Genomic DNA, 18,607 nt, shown 5'->3' on the forward strand with positions numbered 1-18,607 from the left:
AACAATAAGAAAGGAGTTCGCAAATGGATCAGATCGGCAACTACGTGCTTTATCTCATCATGCTCTGCGCCGTGCTCGGCGCCTTCGCTGCGATCTACAACAGTGATGAAGGGCTTGGTAAAGAATTCATGGAAGGCATCCACGCCACGGGGTACATCTTCGTACCGGCGGCGGGGATCATGGCTTCCATCCCCTACCTGACGGTGCTCATCGAAAAAGCCTTTGGCCCGTTCTTCAGCTCGTTGGGCGCCGATCCGGCGCTCGCCGCAACCATGATCATTGCCTCGGACATGGGCGGCTATCACCTGGCGTCCGCCCTGGCGGCCAGCAAGGAAGCGCTGGTCATGGCGCTGATCACCGGTTTCATGGGTGGCGCGACCATCGTGTTCTCGATCCCCATGGGCCTGGCCATGCTCGACAAGCGCGACCACAAATACATGGCCCTGGGCATCATGTCCGGCATTTTGACCATTCCCCTGGGCGTGTTGATCGCCAGCGTCATCCTCGCCTTCAGTAACCCACTGGTCCGCGACCTGGTGTCGACCAACGGCGAAGCCACCTATCAACTGGCCCTGGGCCTGGGCAGTATCTTCGCCAACCTGCTGCCGATCCTGATCTTCGTCGTGGCCCTGGCCCTGGGCCTGCGCTTTTTGCCGGACATGATGATCAAGGGCTTCATCATCTTCGGCCGGACCCTGGACGCGGCGATCAAACTGGTGCTGGTGTTTTCCATCGTCGAGTACTTCACCGGCGTCTTCACCCTGGTGTTTGGCGGTTGGGGCTTCCACCCGATCATCGCCGACGCCGAGGACCAGACCCGTGCCCTGGAAACCGCGGGCTACATCGGCATCATGCTCGCCGGTGCGTTCCCGATGGTTTACCTGCTGCGCAAATACCTGGGCAAGCCCCTGGAGAAACTCGGTGGCAAGATCGGCCTGAGCGCGGTCGGCAGTGCCGGCATGCTGGCCACCATCGCCAACATCCTGGCCATGTTCCGCCTGGTGCGTTTCATGCCGCCCAAGGACAAGGTGATCAACATTGCCTTCGGCGTATGCGCCGCGTTCCTGCTGGGCGACCACCTGTCGTTCACTGCCAACTTCCAGCCGACGATCATTCTGCCGGTGCTGATCGGCAAGCTCAGTGCCGGGTTCATTGCCGTGGGCCTGGCGTACTGGCTGTCGGTGCCCAAGGCCTTGCAACTGGAGGCGCAAGACCGCGCCGCCGGGATCATTGCCGAGGGCGAATACCTGGGCCTGCCGGTGCCGGAAACCCTGCACCCGGATGGTCACAAGGCCACGGCCTGAATCCGGCGCGGCGAGGCGGCCTGCATGAAACCTTTGACCACGGGCAACCAAGTGCTCCTGCTGGGGCTGGACTTCGGTTCCACCACCAGCAGCGCGCTGATCGCCCAGGCCAGCATCAGCAGCCATTGCATCACCGGGCGCATGGCGTTGCATGAGCCGGTGGTGCTCTACCGTGGCGAGCCGGTGTTTACCCCGTTTGCCGGCGATGCCATCGACGAACGGGCCGTGCAACGCTTGATCGAGGGTTGGTTGGCGGACGCGAAGGTCACGCCCGAGGCGCTGTTTTCCGGCGGCGTGATCATCACCGGCCTGGCCGCCCAGCGGAACAATGCGCACGCTCTGGCCGACCTGGTGGGCGGACTGATCGGCAACGCGCTGATTACCCGCGCCGATGACGGCGGGCTTGAGTCCTGGCTGGCGTTCATGGGCAGTTGCTCGGCCCTGAGCCGCTTTCATGGCGAGCGACCCATCCTCAACCTGGACATCGGCGGCGGTACCACCAATGCCGCCCTGGGACTGGCCGGCAATGTGCTGGCCAGCGGCTGTCACTTTATCGGCGCCCGGCACTTTCAATGCGTGCCGGGCAGCTATCAACTCTGCGCCATCTCCCCGTTCGGCCAGGTACTGCTCGACGAACTGGACATCCCTGTCCGCCTGGGCGACACGCTGGAGACCGACCAGCGAGACGCCATCATCGGCTGGTACATCGCGGCGCTGGAGGCCATCGTCAGCGGCGACCGCCACTTCTTCAGCAGCCCCGCCGGGCAGCGCACCGAGCAACTGCCGTTGCACCTGCCGGCACTCGCGGCGCCCCTGAGCCTGACCTTTTCCGGCGGGGTCGGCGAGTTGCTCTACCGCCACTTGCAGGGCGAAACGCTGCCGGGCACCACCCACTATGGTGACCTGGGCATCGACCTGGCCCTGGCCATCGCCGCCCATCCCCAGTTGGTGGGCGACGCCAATCGCCTCGTCCCGGAAAACCGTGGGCGCGCCACGGTGTACGGCTTGACCCTGCACAACACCGAGATCTCCGGCAGCACCCTGTTCCTGCCGCAACCGCACATCCTGCCGCTCAAGGACTTGCCCATCGTCGCCCGCCTGCCGACCCGCGCCTCCCTCGCCCAACTGGTCGACGCCATCACCCTGGCAGCCACCAGCCGTGGCGGCGCCTGCCTGCAATTGCTCGACGACGGTGCACCACCGGGCCTGGATGACATTCGCCAACTCGGCGCCCGCCTGGCCAGCGCCATCGCCCAGGTTCAACCGCCCGCGCACTGGCCGTTGGTGCTGCTGCTGGAAAGCAACGCCGGCAAGGCCCTGGGCAACTACGCCAGCGACTGGGGCCGACAACCCTGCAACCTGGTGGTCATCGATGAGGTACGCGAACGCCATGCGCACTTCATCAACCTGGGAAAACCCCACCAACAGATAGTGCCCGTCGCCTTTTACGGCGTGCATTGACCTTTATGGCCCGCCAAGGAGCGTCTTCCGTGTCACTCAAAGCACTCGACCAGATCAGCCTGCCCACCGTTGGCAGCGAACGTTCGTACGGCACCTGCGTGCTGGATCGACAGATCGACTTCGCCAGCCTCAAGGCCGTGCTCGGGGCCGCCGACATCAGCAAGGCCGGTGACCGGGTCGCGGGCCTGGCCGCCAAAGACGACATCAGCCGCGAAGCCGCGCGCAAGGTGCTGTCCGAGCTGACCTTGCAGCACTACTACGACCACCCGCTGACCGACCGCCACGGCCGTATCGACAGCGTCATGCAGGTCAACTACGACATCGACCACGGGACGTTCGGCGAAATTGCCGCGCTGACCCTGGGCGACTTGAAAGACCGCCTGCTGCGCAGCCATGGCGATGAGATCCGCCGCATCGGCCGGGCGATGACCGGCGTGATGGTCGCCGCCCTGGCCAAGTTGCTCGATGTCCACGAACTGATCCTGCTGTCGAAGAAACTCAAGAGCGGCGCGGCGGCCAAGGCGCGCACCCTGGTCGGCCTGGGCGGCACGCTGTCCTCACGCTTGCAACCCAATCACCCCACGGACAACCTCAGCGGCATCACCTTGTTGGTCTACACCGGTCTGAGCATGGGCTCGGGCGACGCCCTGATCGGCCTGAACCCGGCCATCGACACCGTGGACAACATCAGCGCCACCCTGCGCCACCTGGACAAACTGCGGCGCGAAACCGGGGCGCCCACGCAGATTTGCGTACTGTCCCATATCAAGACGCAACTGGCCTGCCTGGAACAAGGCGCGCCGGTGGAGATCATGTTCCAAAGCCTGGCGGGGACCGACCGCACCCTGACCGACGAATTTGACGTCACCGTCGAGTTGCTCGACCTGGCCTGGCAGACCATGGGCGAAAAAGGCCCGCTGCGTGAGGTCGCCGAAAACTTCATGTACTTCGAGACCGGCCAGGGCAGCGAGCTGACCTACGGCAAGCACGAAGGCATCGACATGGCCACCTGCGAAGCCCTGTGCTACGGGCTGGCGCGGCGCTACTCGCCGTTCATGGTCAACAACGTCACCGGGTTCATTGGCCCGGAAACCCACCTCGACAACTTTGAAATGACCTACTCCTGCTTGCAGGACCAGTTCATGGGCAAATTGATGGGCCTGCCCATGGGCATGGCGCCCTGCTACACCCTGCACTCCCAGGTCACCCTCGAAGGCCAGCAAATGGCCACCGAGTTGCTCGCCGCCGCCGGGGCCAACTTCTTCATGGACGTGTACCTGAGCACCGACCGCATGCTCGCCTACTTCGACACCAGCGCCCATGACAACCAGACCCTGCGTGAGGTCCACGACCTCAACCCGGCGCCCGAGTACCTGCGCTGGGCGCTAGGTAAAGGGATTTTCGAGCAGGACGCCCACGGCAACGTGCAGCGTGGCGCGAACTGGGGTAACCCGCGGATCTTCTGCGAGTCGGACATCGACTTCCAACGGCTGGTGGAATCCACCCCCGCCACCTACGGCTTCGACAACGCCGGCCCGCGTCCGGCCAACCGCGTCTCGCGCACCGTGCGGGCCAACCTGGCGGTCGCCCGCGAGGCAATCTACGTCGACCTGCGTCCGGCCGAAATCGGCAACATCCCGCTACGCGAACTGCGTACCGCCGCCCCCGACAAGCTGGCGCACCTGCAAGACCCGGAACTGGGCGCACGCCTGACCGAAGAAGTCCTGCGCCGGCTGAAGCCGGAGTACAACGACGTGCAGATCGTCATTTCCGACGGCCTCAGCGCCGAGGCCATTCACCACAACATCCCCGACTTGCTGCCGGTGTTGATGGACGGCCTCAATAGCCGTCAATTGCGCATCGGCCAACCGATCCTGGCCCCCTATGGCCGGGTCAAACTGGCGGAGTCGGTGGGTGAGGCGTTGCAACCGCAATTGATCATCGTGCTGATCGGCGAACGCCCGGGCGGCGACGCCCTGGCTTCGCGCAGCATGTCCGCGTACCTGGGCTATCGCCTGCCCGATGAACAGACCCGCCGTGCCGCCGCGCGCTTTAGCGGCAACCCCGAAATCCGCTACGAATACACGGTGATCTCCAACATCTACAGCGGCGGTCTACCGCCGATAGAAGGCGGCAGTGTGGTCGCCGAGAAGGCCTTTGCCATCCTCGAACACCGTGCCGCCGGCAACCGCCTGGAAAACCTGCTGAAGAAGGTGGCATCCTGATGCATGACGACCTCCTCGGCAGCGGCCCTTCTTATTTGAAACGGAGTGTGTGATGGCAAGTTTTTCCCATAGCGTCGGCGCCCTGACTTACCGCTTCGACGACCTCAAGGACGTCATGGCCAAGGCCAGCCCGGCACGTTCCGGGGACTTCCTGGCCGGTGTCGCGGCGCAGAACGACGGCGAACGAGTGGCCGCGCAGATGGCGCTGGCTGACATCCCGCTTAAACACTTCCTACAAGAAGCGCTGATCCCCTACGAAACCGATGAAGTCACCCGGTTGATCATCGACACCCACGACACCCTGGCCTTTGCCGCCGTCAGCCACCTCACCGTCGGTGGCTTTCGTGACTGGCTGCTCAGCGATGCCGCCGACGAACACAGCCTGCGGGCGCTGGCCCCGGGCTTGACCCCGGAAATGGCGGCCGCCGTGTCGAAGATCATGCGCGTCCAGGACCTGGTGCTGGTGGCCCAGAAGATCCGCGTGGTCACCCGTTTCCGCGGCACCCTGGGCCTGCGCGGACGCCTGTCGACCCGCCTGCAGCCCAACCACCCGACCGACGAGCCGGCCGGCATTGCCGCGAGCATTCTCGACGGCCTGCTGTACGGCAACGGCGACGCGATGATCGGCATCAACCCGGCCACCGACAGCATCGCCTCGATCTGCACCATGCTGGAGATGCTCGACGCCGTGATCCAGCGCTACGAAATCCCCACCCAGGCCTGCGTGCTGACCCACGTCACCACCTCCATCGAAGCGATCAACCGTGGCGTGCCGCTGGACCTGGTGTTCCAGTCCATCGCCGGCACCGAGGCGGCCAACGCCAGCTTCGGCATCAGCTTGAGTCTGTTGCAAGAAGGCTATGACGCGGGCTTGAGCCTCAATCGCGGGACCCTGGGGCAAAACCTGATGTACTTCGAGACCGGCCAGGGCAGCGCGCTGTCGGCCAACGCCCACTTCGGCATCGACCAGCAAACCTGCGAGACCCGCGCCTACGCCGTGGCCCGGCACTTCAAGCCATTTCTGGTGAACACCGTGGTCGGCTTTATCGGCCCGGAGTACCTGTACAACGGCAAACAAATCATCCGCGCCGGCCTGGAAGACCACTTCTGCGGCAAATTGCTGGGCGTGCCGATGGGCTGTGACATCTGCTACACCAACCACGCCGAGGCCGACCAGGACGACATGGACACCCTGCTGACCCTGTTGGGCGTGGCCGGGATCAACTTCATCATGGGCATCCCCGGCTCCGACGACATCATGCTCAACTACCAGACCACGTCGTTTCACGACGCGCTCTACGCCCGCCAGACCCTGGGCCTCAAGCCGGCGCCGGAGTTCGAGGCGTGGCTGGCCAAAATGGGGATTTTCACCCAAGGTGATGGCAAAGTTCATTTCGGCAACAACCTACCGCCGGCCTTCCGCCAGGCCCTGGCGCAACTGGGATGAGTGAAATGCTTATGGACAACACCCCCGTCGATCCACACAACCCCTGGCTGCAACTGCGCCGCCTGACCCCGGCGCGGATTGCCCTGGGTCGCACCGGCACCAGCCTGCCGACCGGCGCCCAACTGGACTTCCAGTACGCCCACGCCCAAGCGCGCGATGCCGTGCACTTGCCGTTCGACCATGGCGGTTTAAGCGCACAACTGGCCGAACGCGGACGCGCCAGCCTGCTGCTGCACAGCGCCGCCCTCGACCGCCACAGCTACCTGCAACGCCCGGACCTGGGGCGCAAACTCAGCGCCGAGTCCGCGCAGGCACTGCGTGAACACGCACAGGCCGCTCCCGGTGGCGTCGACCTGGCAATCGTGGTGGCCGATGGCTTGTCGGCGCTGGCGGTGCACCGCCATACCTTGCCGTTTCTGGCGCGCATGGAGGAGCAGGCCCAAGCCGAAGGCTGGTCGATGTCGCCAGTGATCCTGGTGGAACAGGGCCGGGTGGCGGTGGCGGATGAAATCGGCGAGTTGCTCGGCGCGCGCATGGTGGTGATCCTGATCGGCGAACGCCCCGGCCTCAGTTCGCCCGACAGCCTGGGACTGTATTTCACTTACAACCCAAAAGTTGGCCTGACGGATGCCTATCGCAACTGCATTTCCAACGTGCGCCTGGAGGGGTTGAGCTACGGCATGGCCGCCCATCGCTTGCTGTACCTGATGCGCGAGGCCTGCCGACGGCAGTTGTCGGGGGTCAACCTGAAGGATGAGGCGCAGGTGCAGACTCTTGAGTCAGAAACGGACCTCAAAAATCAGGGAAACTTCCTGCTTGGCCCGGCGCAGGACTGAGCCGAATCCGCATTGCGTTTTGGCTGCGCTTTGAGGCAGAGTCGACGAGCGGTCGCATGCTCCATGAAGCGATTGCCGTCAAACTCACGGAAAACTGCCGTCATATTCACTTGAAGTTGAGGCCTCGCATGCGGATTACTCAAGCCACCCTGGAGCACCTGGACCTGCTGACGCCCTTGTTCGTCAAATACCGCGAGTTTTACGGCGCTCTGCCCTACCCGGACTCGTCCCGGGCCTTCCTGGAAAAGCGCCTGCGCCGCAAGGAGTCGGTGATTTACCTGGCCCTGCGCGACGATGACGACAGCAAACTGCTGGGCTTCTGCCAGTTGTACCCGAGCTTTTCGTCGCTGTCGCTCAAGCGCGTGTGGATCCTCAACGATATCTACGTCGCCGAGGACGCCCGCCGCCAGTTGGTCGCCGACAACCTGATGCGCACCGCGAAAAAGATGGCCAAGGAAACACAAGCGGTGCGCATGCGCGTATCCACCAGCAGCGACAATCTGGTGGCGCAAAAGACCTACGAGTCCATCGGCTTTCGCGAAGACAGCGAGTTCAAGAACTATGTATTACCGATCAGCGATGAACGCTAGTCCACACCCGCGTTTTTCACTGTAGAAGCGAGCCTGCTCGCGATAGCGTCAGCACTTTCGACATCGACCGTGACTGATATTCAGCGATCGCGAGCAGGCTCGCGCCCACACTGTGCAGCCTGGGCCGCTGATCCGTCTTCGTAATCCCCCGCTACAAACTCCACGGTTTTTTCACGCCTGCGTCCGTATAATCCGGACCCTCACAGACCGTAAGAAAAACTCCACGACACTGTAGCCTTACTCTCCAAACATTCCGCACAGGCTTGCCGAGCCGAGCCATTACCACAGGTGCCCGCCATGGACTTCAACCCGATAGACCTTATCCTGCATCTCGACGTCTACCTCGATTTGCTGGTAACTAATTACGGTCCATGGATCTACGCCATCCTGTTCCTGGTGATCTTTTGCGAAACCGGCCTGGTAGTGATGCCTTTCCTGCCGGGCGATTCGTTACTGTTCATTGCCGGCGCCGTGGCTGCCGGTGGTGGCATGGACCCGGTGTTGCTGGGTGGCCTGTTGATGCTGGCGGCGATTCTCGGTGACAGTACCAACTATGTGGTTGGACGAACGGCGGGGGAAAAGCTGTTCAGTAACCCCAACTCGAAAATCTTCCGCCGCGACTACCTGCAACAAACCCACGACTTTTATGACAAGCACGGCGGCAAGACCGTGACCCTGGCGCGCTTCTTGCCGATCATCCGCACCTTCGCCCCGTTCGTCGCCGGTGTTGCCAGAATGCCGTACCCGCGCTTCTTCGGTTTCAGTGTGTTCGGCACCATCCTGTGGGTAGGCGGCCTGGTCACCCTGGGCTATTTCTTTGGCAACGTACCCTTCATCAAGAAGAACCTGTCGCTGCTCGTGGTGGGCATCATCCTGCTGTCGCTGGTGCCGATGATCATTGGCGTAGTCCGCAACCGCCTGGCCGCCGCCAACTCCAAAGCCGAGCCGCGCTGATCCGCCATGGGTCTCCTGAGCTCCTGGCGCCGCCAGCGCACACTGGCCAAGCACCCCGTTGCCGATGACACCTGGCAACGGGTGCGTCATCAGTTGAGCTTTCTTGACGGCCTGACCGAGGCCGAAGACCAGTGGCTGCGCGAAGCCGCCGTGCTCTTCCTGCAAGAAAAACACCTGACCTGCCTACCCGGCGTTGAACTGCACCAGGAACAGCGCCTGCTACTGGCCGCCCAGGCCCAACTGCCACTGCTGAACCTGGGTGAGTTGAACTGGTATTCGGGCTTCCACGAAATCGTCCTCTACCCCGACGACTTCGTCAGTCCCCAGCGCCATCGCGATGCCAGCGGCGTGGAACATGAGTGGGACGGTGAACACAGTGGCGAGGCCTGGCAGCAAGGGCCGATCATCCTGGCCTGGCCTGGCGTCATGGCCAGTGGCGGCTGGGAAGGCTATAACCTGGTGATCCACGAACTGGCGCACAAGCTCGACATGCTCAACGGCGATGCCAATGGCCTGCCGCCGCTGCACAGCGACATGCGCGTCAGCGACTGGGCCCAAGTGATGCAACACGCCTACGATGACCTCAACCGGCAGTTGGACCACAACCCGGACGCCGAAACGCCAATCGACCCCTATGCCGCAGAAAACCCGGCGGAATTCTTCGCCGTCACCAGCGAGTACTTCTTCAGTGCCCCGGATCTGCTGCACGACAGTTATCCACAGGTCTATCAGCAGTTGCAGTTGTTCTACCGTCAGGATCCACTGCAGCGACTGACTCGGTTGCAAGCCGAACACCCGGCCTATCAGCCGCCACTCGACTAAGGTCTAGACGACCTCTGGTACGTGGCACGGGCCACAGAATATGCCTATAATCGCCGCCACTTTTTGGTCAATCCGGCCAAGTCATTTGGCCACTTACGGGGGCACCGCCCAATGAGCTACAGCAAGATTCCGGCTGGCAAAGACCTGCCGAACGACATCTACGTCGCGATCGAGATCCCGGCCAACCACGCGCCGATCAAATACGAAATCGACAAAGACAGCGATTGCCTGTTCGTTGACCGTTTCATGGCCACCCCAATGTTCTACCCGGCCAACTACGGCTTCATCCCCAACACCCTGGCTGACGACGGCGACCCGCTGGACGTACTGGTAGTGACTCCTTACCCGGTTGCTCCAGGTTCGGTCATCCGTGCACGCCCGGTCGGCATCCTGCACATGACCGACGACGGCGGCGGCGATGCCAAGGTGATCGCGGTTCCTCACGACAAGCTGTCCCAGCTGTACGTCGACGTGAAGGAATACACCGACCTGCCCGCCCTGCTGCTGGAACAGATCAAACACTTCTTCGAGAACTACAAAGACCTCGAAAAAGGCAAATGGGTGAAGATCGAAGGTTGGGGCGATGCAGAAGCCGCTCGCACCGAGATCATGAAGTCGGTTGCCGCCTATAAAGGCTAAGCAATAAACACCCGTGACCTGTTTCAAGAGAACCCCGGTTATCCGGGGTTTTTTTTGCGCGCTCGCCCCTCGATATAAACGATACGTTTAATAACGCACACTTAAATGTTTATTATTGTTTACTTACATCTAACAATATCTTGCAAATAAGACGAATATTCCCGCGCAATTTGATCGCGTTGTTTATTCAATACTGCGATCGCCACCCGTAAACTTCGTGTTTATGAAAAAGAACAATTGCGGCCCACGCTTCAAAGCACTCCTCAAAGAGGTGAACCTCACCCCTTCGGAGTTCGCGACCTTCTGCAACGTTGAGCCCCAGCACGTCAACAACTGGTATCTGCGAGGCGTTCCCTACCCACGCATGGACGAAATCGCCCGCTATTTAAGCGTCAATAGCCTATGGCTGCTCAACGGCGAGGGACCCAAGTACCCCACGCACGGACAACGTGAGGATCCGTCCAACAACCTGTTCGAAACCCAGGAGATTCGCGGTGTCTATACCGTGAATGTCGAGGGTGCCGATATCGAACTGCCGATGTATAAAGAAGTACCTAAAGCACCCGGCACCAGCGAGACTCACATCGTCGAAGTCCCCAATGAATTTGTCCGCCTGCCACGCCACTACCTTGAAGCCCTGGACGTCGAGCCCGCTCAAGCCATTTGCGTGTCCATGGTCGGCGATAGCATGTCGGAAAAGATCGAAGACGGTTCGCTCCTGGCCATCGACCGCGAGCTGACATGGATCATCGACGGCGAGATCTACGCCATCGAACACAACGGCATGCTGCGCATCAAATACCTGCACCGCCACCCGGAGGGCGGCCTGCGCCTGCGTAGCCACAACAGCAGCTGCTACCCCGACGAGATCTTCAGCGCTGAACAGATCGAGCAGCAAAACATCGAAATCCTTGGCTGGGTGTTCTGGTGGTCAACCCTGCACAAACAACGACCGCCGGTGCCACTGCGTTGAAGCGCAGCATTTGCTCCACATCACACATCAGGCTGGGAATTCCCCACAAAAATCAGTATGCTGCGCCCACATTTGCATCGACCCGCCCAGCGCCGGTCCGATCGCGTCGACAAGGCAGATCACGCTCTCGCCAAGTCCCACAGCCGGACGCAAGATCCGGGTGTACGTTTTGAAGGCGGGTGCGGTTTACCAAAAATGAACCAAGCCCGTCCCCGAGAAGCCGGCCACAAGCCGGCTTTTTAATTGCCAAAAATAAACTCGCCTCATCCGAGAAGCCACCTGATAGCCTCGCTATTACGGGAATTATTGACACTCCCCTCTCCGATGGTCCTCAACACCCTTTTGTGTGGAACACGTGTTGCTGGGGCTCGCGAACGGCCAATGCCCGACCATTCCCCCAACTCCAACACGGCCCGTATCGGGACCTGCGCGGCGTTGCACCGCGCAGGCTCGGTACTTAGAAGGCGATATTGAGCCCCAGGCGTACGCCGTGATCGCTATAGCCATCGCCGATCTGCCCGGAGTAGCCCAGGTCGACGCTTGCTTGCGGGGCAAGCTTGGCGCTGACCCCGAACTGTAGCAGCGCGGTGTCCTGGGCAATGGGCACGCCCTTGACGGTGAAGCTGTCATAGCCGGCCAGGGTCAGGTGACTGTCTTGGCTTGGCTCGTCGAGCACACGCTGCCACGCCAGGCTGCTCTGTACGCTCAATGGCACCCCCGCTACGTCAACAGCGGGAGTGCTCGCACGCAGGCCCAGGCTGGAATAGGTCGTACGGTCCTTCTCGCTGTCGCCGCGCAACGCAGTGCTGCCACCCTGTTCGTGGAAGCTGTCGCTGTCGACTTCGACATGGGCCAGGCCAACGAACGGCTCAAGGGTCAGGTCACCGGCCTGGATGGCATACCCCAGTTCACCAAACACCTGTGTCGTATTGGCGTCGTACTTGGCCTTGACGCGCTCTTGCATGCTGCCGACGTTGACGTAGCGCCTGCTGTCAATGTCGCTCCAGGCATGGGAGGCGCCCACGCTCAGGTGCAGCGCATTCCACTGCCCGCCCAGGTAGGCCGTCAGTGATGTGCTGTCGACCTTGGCCGAGGAGTTTCGCGCATCGGCGTCCAGGTCACTGGTGCCATAACCGGCCGCCAGTCCCGCGCGCCAGGTGTCGTTCAGCGGCATGTCGATGCCCAGCAGCGTGCCCTGGCTGCTATGGTCGAGGCTGGCGACATTGCTATTGCCGTCGCTATCGCCCCAACTGCCGTAGCCCTGCACCCAGAAGGTCATGCCACTTTGCGCATCGACATGCAGCACACCTTCACTCGGGGCCTGGCCCTGAGCACTGCGCAGGCGCGTTCCAATCGCATCGCGCACGTAGCGGCTGTCATCGAACAACGCACCACGGGTGCTGGCGTGGATCTCGCCAGACAGGCTGTCGTAAGCCGAGCGTGCCTGGTCGGCACTGAGTACCGCCACCGCGCTATACACACTCCCCGCGTCGGCCGCATCCAGCGTCCCGGCCACGGCACGCTGGTTGTAGGTCTGAGCGACCGACGTGAAGGCGACTTCGTTACGATCCAGACCCAGGGTCACGCCATTGCTTGCGTAGGTCACTTGCGGCGTGAGGAAGACCAGGTTGCTGCTGACGCTGCCAAAGGTGCCGGTCAGGTTGCCGGCCTCGATAATTTTGTACTGGGTGTTCGGTGCCCAGTCGCCAGTGCCGGCCACGATGTTCAGGCCCGCGCCGCCAAGCGACACGGTGCCGGTGGCGTTCACCTGGTCGGAGCGGCCATCGGGGTCCGCTTCGATCACTAGCGTAGAGCCGCTGTTGAAGCGGATGTCGCCGGCAACGTTCAGTGTGCCAATCGAGTTGCCCGGGTTCAGGGTCGCGCCGCTGGCCAGGTTGATATCGCCATTGATGGTGCCGTGGCCGCCGAGCATCGCCCCCTGGGCCACGTCGACATCGCTGGAAAGGTTGGCGCTGGAGCCCGCCGCACCGCCGATGATCAGGCTGCCGGCCCCGACCGTGGTGCCACCACCGACCGTCGAGAGGCCATTGAGGACCAGTTTGCCGCTACCGACCTTGGCCAAGTGGCCAACACCGTTGATCGAGCCGTCAAACACACTGCTGGCGCCGTCTGCCCCCACTTGCAATGTACTGCCTGCACCCAGCAGCAAAGCCCCCGAACCACTGAGGGCATCCAGGTTGTTAAACCCGCCGACACTGACCAAGGCGCTACTGGCAACGTTCAAGTCAGCCTTGCCCAAGGCGGTATTACCGATCAAGTTCAACGCGCCCTGGAGAATATTCAGCGCCCCACTGAAGGTATTGTTGCCGCTCAAGGTCAGCTCGCTGGCGCCTTGTTTGTTCAGTTCGCCGTTGCCACTGACGACGCCGCTGAGGGCCATGTCATGGTTGCCGGCCAGCGTCAGGCTGCCGTTGAGTGCCACTGCGTTGGCCAGGTTGATGGTCGTCGAGCTGTCCAGCGTGGTGCCGTCGGCGGCGACCAATGCGCCGGTGCCCAGCGCGGCGCTGTTGCCCAGCACCAGGGTTCCAGCATTGAGCCGCGTGCCGCCGCCGTATGTGTTACTGCCATTGAGCGTCAGGCTAGACGCACCGGCCTTGATCAGACTGCCCGCACCGCTGACGACACCGTCAAGGGTCAACGCATGGGAGCCGGCAACGGTCAGCCCACCGTTGAGCAGCATGGCGTTGCCGAGGGTGACGGCGGCGTTGCTGTCCAGCGCAGTGCCATTGGCGGCGCTCAGCACACCGCTGCCGAGCGCGGAGTTATTGCCCACCACGATCTTGCCGCCGTTCAGGGCGGTGCCGCCGGTATAGCCGTTAGCGGCGTTAAGCACCAGGGTGCCGGTGTCGTATTTGCCGAGGGTGCCCGCGCCGTTGAGGGCCACCCCGAGTGTTGCGGTGGCGTTCGGATCAACCCGCACCGTGGCATTGCCCATCGCGCCGTTGACCAGATTCAGCGTGCCCGCGGTGCCGTTCTGCAGGCTGTAGCCGTCCGTGACGAATTGCATGCCGGTGATGGCTTGCGCGCCGTTGACGGTCACCGTACCCGCCGAGCCCTGGAACACTGCAAAGGTGTTGACCCAGGCTTGATTAACCGTGCCGTTGACGTCGGTCCAATTGGTGGTGCCCGTGCCCCAGGTGCCGCTGCCGCCCTCCACCGAACCGTTGGGGAACAGTTGGCTGCCGTCCCAGAACTGTACGGTGACGCCCGGCGCGGTGACCAGCAGGTTGATCTGATTGGCCAGCGCAGTTTGCAGTATCAGATCGCCCGGTGTAACGCTGCCCGGCACGGTGCCGATGAGCATGCCGTTGTCGGTCAGGCCACCGGTGTAATTGATCAGGCGATACACACCGCTGCCGAAACCGCCGATGTCACTGACATTGAGGGTGCCGTCGAGGGTCAGGTTGTCGTCGACGCTGACCAGCGCATTGCCGCCGCCGGAAACCGGGGTGCCGAGGCCGACATCGAAGTTGGAGTTGCCGTTGAACACCAGCGAATCCATCGACAAGGTGCTGCCGGTTGCCGCCGCCAGATGACCGCCATCGGCCACCGTCACCGCGCCGGTCAAGGTGCCGCTGCCGCCGAGGGTGCCGCCGCTGTTGACCAGCACGTTGCCGCTGGCCAGCGAACCGTTGACCTGCAAAGTGCCGGCATTGACGCTGGTGTCGCCCGTCAGGTGGCTGGTACCGCTGAGGGTCAGGGTGCCGCTGCCGAGTTTGGTCAGCCCGCCGTCACCGCTGAGAGTCCCGGCGAAGGTGCTGCTGACGTTGTTGCCGCCCAGGCTCAGCGTATTGCCGGTGCCGATCAACGCCGTACCACTGCCGGTGAGGCTGGCGAGGCTACCTGAGGCGCCGAGATTCAGCGCCGCGCCGCCACTGAGATTGACCGTGGCGTTGTTGCCCAGCGCCCCGCTACTCAACGTGGTCAAACTACCGGAAAGCACATCGAACGTGCCGCTGAAGGTGTTGTTGCCGCTCAGCGTTACGTCGGCCAGACCGTTTTTGCTCAGCGTGCCGGCGCCAGCGATGATGCCGCCGAGGGTCAGATTGTTCGTCCCGGCCAGGGCCAGATTCGCATTGACGTTGACGTTGTTGGCCAGCACCAGTGGCGCGTTGTTGTCGAGGGTCGAGGCACCGGCCACGGTCAGGGCGCCCAGGCCGAGCGCGCTGTTGCTGCCCACCGTCACGGTGCCCGCGTTCAGCGTGGTGCCACCGCTGAACGTGTTGGTGCCGTTGAGGGTCAGGTTCGACGCGCCGTTCTTGATCAATCCGCCCGCGCCACTGACCACCCTGGTGAGGGTCAGGTTGTTGCTGCCGGTATTGGTCAGATTGGCGTTGAGCACCACGTTGTTGCCCAGGCTTAGCGCACTAGGGTTGCTGTCCAGCGCCGAGGCCCCGGCCACGGTCAGGTTGCCCAGACCCAGCGCCGAATTGCTGCCGGCGGTCAGGGTGCCGGCGTTCAGGGTAGTGCCGCCGAGGAAGTTATTGTTGCCGGTCAGGGTCAGGTTGGCCACGCCGTTTTTGGTCAGGCTGCCAGCGCCGTTGACCAAACCCGCCAGGGTCAGATCGGCCGTGCCGCCAATGCCGAGGTTACCGGCCAGATTGACCGCGTTATTCACCGCAACCGCCGAAGTGGCATCCAGCGTGGTCCCGCCCGCGGTGTTCAGCGTGCCATAACCCAGTGCCGAGTTCGACGCCAGCGTCAAGCCGCCCGAGTTCAGCGCAACCGGACCCAGGAAGGCGTTGTTGCCACCGAGGGTCAGGTTGGCCGTACCGGTTTTGATCAGGCCAGCGTTGCCACTGATCACGCCACTGAGGGTCAGCGCATCGCTACCCACTAGGGTGAGATTACCGTTGAGCGTTGCGGCGTTGGCCAGCGTCACCGCGGTATTGCTGTCCAGTTGCGTGCCGGCGTTGCTGGTCAACATGCCGGTACCCAGCGCCGTGTTGCTGCCGACGATAATTTTGCCGCCGTCCAGTTGCGTCCCGCCGGTATAAGCGTTGGCGCCGTTGAGCACCAGCGTGCCGCTGTCGAGTTTATTGAGGATGCCGCCGCCATTGATATTCGCACCAATGGTCGCGGTCACGCCCGGATCAACGCGCATCGAGGTGGTGCCGCCGCTGCCGTTGACCGCCGTCAATTGCCCCGCCGCACCGTTGACCACGTTGTAGCCGTCGGTGAGGAATTGCATGCCAGTGAACGCTTGCGTGCCGTTCACCGTCACGGTGCCGGCGGTGCCCTGGAACACCGCGAAGTCGCCGGCCCAAGGCTGGCTGAGCTGGCCGTTGGCGTCGGTCCAGTTGGTGTCGACGGCATTCCAAGTGCCGTTGCCGCCATCGACGACGCCGTCGGCCGTCGTCTTGCTGCCGTCCCAGTAACGAATGTTGACGTTCGGTGCCGCCACTTGAATGTTGATCTGATTGGCCACCCCGGTCTGCACCACCAGATCGCCGAGGGTGTAGCCGAACGGCACGCTGGCGACGTCCAGGCCCAGATTAGTCAGGGCCCCGGTGTAGTTGAACAGGCGATACACGCCGACACCGAAACCACCGGCATCGGTGACGTTGAGGTTACCGTTAAGGGTCAGGTTGCCGCCGACATTCATCAACGAAGTCGTCGACGGTGTGCCTAGGGCGACATCGACATTGCTGCTGGCACCGAGCGTTAACGAACCCGCTGACAAGGTATTGCCCGAGGACAACGCCAGATGGCCGCCGTTATTGATGTTCACCGCGCCAATCGCCGAACCGGTACTGGTACTGGTCAGGGTACCGCCGCTATTGACGTTGACCTGCGTACTGTTCAGCGAACCCGTGAGGTTCAGGGTGCCGCCATTGACTGAAGTGTTGCCGGTGAGACCGCTGATCCCGGTGAGGTTCAAGGTGCCGGTACCCACTTTGGTCAACCCGCCGCTGCCACTGAGGTCACCGTCGAAAGTGCTGCTGGTGTTGACGCCGCCCACGGTCAGCGTATTGCTGCCGGAGAGTTGCACGCTGCCGCTGCCGGTCAGTGCGCCGAGGCTGGCGTCGCTGTCCAGATTGAGCCCGGCGCTGGCGCTGATGTTGACGCCGGAAGTGTTGCCCAGCGCGTTGGCGCTGAGGGTGGTGACGCTGCCGGAAATGATATTCAGCGCGCCAGTGAACGTGTTGTTGCCGGCCAGGGTCAGATCCGACAAACCGTTTTTGGTCAGGCTGCCGGCGCCGTCGATGATGCCGTTGAGACGCAGGTCGTGGTTGCCGGCGACCGTCAACCCGGCGTTCAGGGTGATCGCATTGCCGATACCATATGATCCGCTGTTATCCAGCGTCGCGGCACCGCCGACAATCAATGCGCCGCTGCCCAAACCGTTGGCATTGCCAAGGGTCAGCGTACCGGCATTGAGGGTGGTGCCGCCGCTGAACGTGTTGTTGGCGTTGAGAGACAAATTGGCCGCGCCGTTTTTGATCACACTGCCAGCGCCGCTGACTACGTTGCCAAGGGCAAGGTCTTGCGTGCCGCCGATTGTGAGTGCGGCGTTCAGGGCCACCGCATTGCCGAGGTTCACCAGTGGCGAATTGCTGTCCAGCGTGGCTGCGCCGCCCACGGTCAGCGCTCTGTTACCCAGTGCCGAACTGTTACCGACGGTCAGGGTGCCGGCGTTCAGCGTGGTGCCGCCGAGGTAGTTGTTGGCTGCGTTGAGAATCAGGTTGGCCGCGCCGTTTTTCACCAGACTGCCGGCGCCGCTGACCAATCCGGTCAGGGTCAGATCGGCACTGCCAGCGATGTTCAAGGCACCGGCGAGCGCCATCGCATTGTTCAGGCTGACGGCGGTGCTAGCGTCCAGCGTGGTGTTGGTCTCCGCGTTTAGGGTGCCGCTGCCCAGCGCGGTGTTGCTGCCAACGATCAGCTTGCCGGTGTTCAGCGCCGTGTTGCCAAAGTAAGTATTCGTACCTTTGAGCGTCAGGTCGGCAGCACCGTTCTTGGTCAAACCACCGATACCGGCGACGACACCGCCAAGGGTCAGGGCGTTGCTGCCGCCCAGGGTCAGAGTACCGCCGAGGTTGACGTTATTCGCCAGCGTCGCAGCCGTGCCGGCGTCCAGCGTGGTGGCGTTCGACGCATTCAGTGCGCCGGTGCCGAGTGCAGTGCTGGAACCGACGATCAGCGAACCGGCATTCAGCGCAGTGCCGCCCGAGTAAGTATTCGCACCATTGAGCGTCAGGTCGGCAGCACCGTACTTGATCAAACCACCGATACCGCCGACGACACCGCCAAGGGTCATGGCGTTGCTGCCGCCAATGCTCAAGGCGTTATTGAGGTTAACGTTGTTGTTCAGCGTCACGGCAGCATTGCTGT

Annotated in this window: 10 protein-coding genes and 1 pseudogene; 10 read left to right on the forward strand and 1 reads right to left on the reverse strand. The window is 62.7% G+C overall.

Annotated features, from left to right (window positions below; translation table 11 throughout):
* Nucleotides 1–23 precede the first annotated feature (23 nt).
* The 10 genes from eutH to BMW74_RS12930 all read left to right on the forward strand — a co-directional run bounded on the left by eutH (nt 24) and on the right by BMW74_RS12930 (nt 11,251).
* Nucleotides 24–1,304 (forward strand): ethanolamine utilization protein EutH, encoded by a 1,281-nt coding sequence (eutH, locus tag BMW74_RS12885; RefSeq protein ID WP_093420278.1) that lies wholly within the window; start codon nt 24–26, stop codon nt 1,302–1,304.
* 24 nt (nt 1,305–1,328) lie between these two features.
* A complete protein-coding gene (locus BMW74_RS12890; RefSeq protein WP_093420283.1) occupies nt 1,329–2,765 on the forward strand; it encodes an ethanolamine ammonia-lyase reactivating factor EutA in 1,437 nt (478 codons plus the stop codon).
* A 29-nt stretch (nt 2,766–2,794) separates the two neighbouring features.
* Entirely contained in the window at nt 2,795–4,990 is a 2,196-nt protein-coding gene (locus BMW74_RS12895) for an ethanolamine ammonia-lyase (protein ID WP_093420288.1), read from the forward strand.
* A gap of 52 nt (nt 4,991–5,042) precedes the next feature.
* Entirely contained in the window at nt 5,043–6,437 is a 1,395-nt protein-coding gene (locus BMW74_RS12900; protein WP_093420293.1) for an ethanolamine ammonia-lyase subunit EutB, read from the forward strand.
* 11 nt (nt 6,438–6,448) lie between these two features.
* Complete coding sequence (gene eutC / locus BMW74_RS12905) at nt 6,449–7,273, forward strand: ethanolamine ammonia-lyase subunit EutC (protein ID WP_093420301.1); 825 nt, start codon at nt 6,449–6,451, stop codon at nt 7,271–7,273.
* 128 nt (nt 7,274–7,401) lie between these two features.
* Complete coding sequence (locus tag BMW74_RS12910; protein WP_093420306.1) at nt 7,402–7,863, forward strand: GNAT family N-acetyltransferase; 462 nt, start codon at nt 7,402–7,404, stop codon at nt 7,861–7,863.
* A gap of 297 nt (nt 7,864–8,160) precedes the next feature.
* A complete protein-coding gene (locus tag BMW74_RS12915; protein WP_093420309.1) occupies nt 8,161–8,817 on the forward strand; it encodes a DedA family protein in 657 nt (218 codons plus the stop codon).
* 6 nt (nt 8,818–8,823) lie between these two features.
* A complete protein-coding gene (locus tag BMW74_RS12920; protein WP_093420312.1) occupies nt 8,824–9,639 on the forward strand; it encodes a M90 family metallopeptidase in 816 nt (271 codons plus the stop codon).
* 111 nt (nt 9,640–9,750) lie between these two features.
* Nucleotides 9,751–10,278 carry an inorganic diphosphatase gene (gene ppa, locus BMW74_RS12925; RefSeq protein ID WP_045061525.1) on the forward strand — a complete coding sequence of 176 codons (528 nt, stop codon included), beginning with the start codon at nt 9,751–9,753 and terminating at the stop codon, nt 10,276–10,278.
* A 223-nt stretch (nt 10,279–10,501) separates the two neighbouring features.
* Nucleotides 10,502–11,251, forward strand: a complete 750-nt coding sequence (locus tag BMW74_RS12930; RefSeq protein ID WP_093420315.1) for an XRE family transcriptional regulator — start codon at nt 10,502–10,504, stop codon at nt 11,249–11,251.
* A gap of 1,828 nt (nt 11,252–13,079) precedes the next feature.
* Here BMW74_RS12930 and BMW74_RS12940 read toward each other — a convergent pair.
* Nucleotides 13,080–18,607 (reverse strand): annotated as a pseudogene (locus BMW74_RS12940) (beta strand repeat-containing protein); the annotation flags it as partial.

Origin of the sequence: Pseudomonas sp. ok272 (genome assembly GCF_900109995.1) — a bacterium.
Lineage (GTDB): Bacteria > Pseudomonadota > Gammaproteobacteria > Pseudomonadales > Pseudomonadaceae > Aquipseudomonas.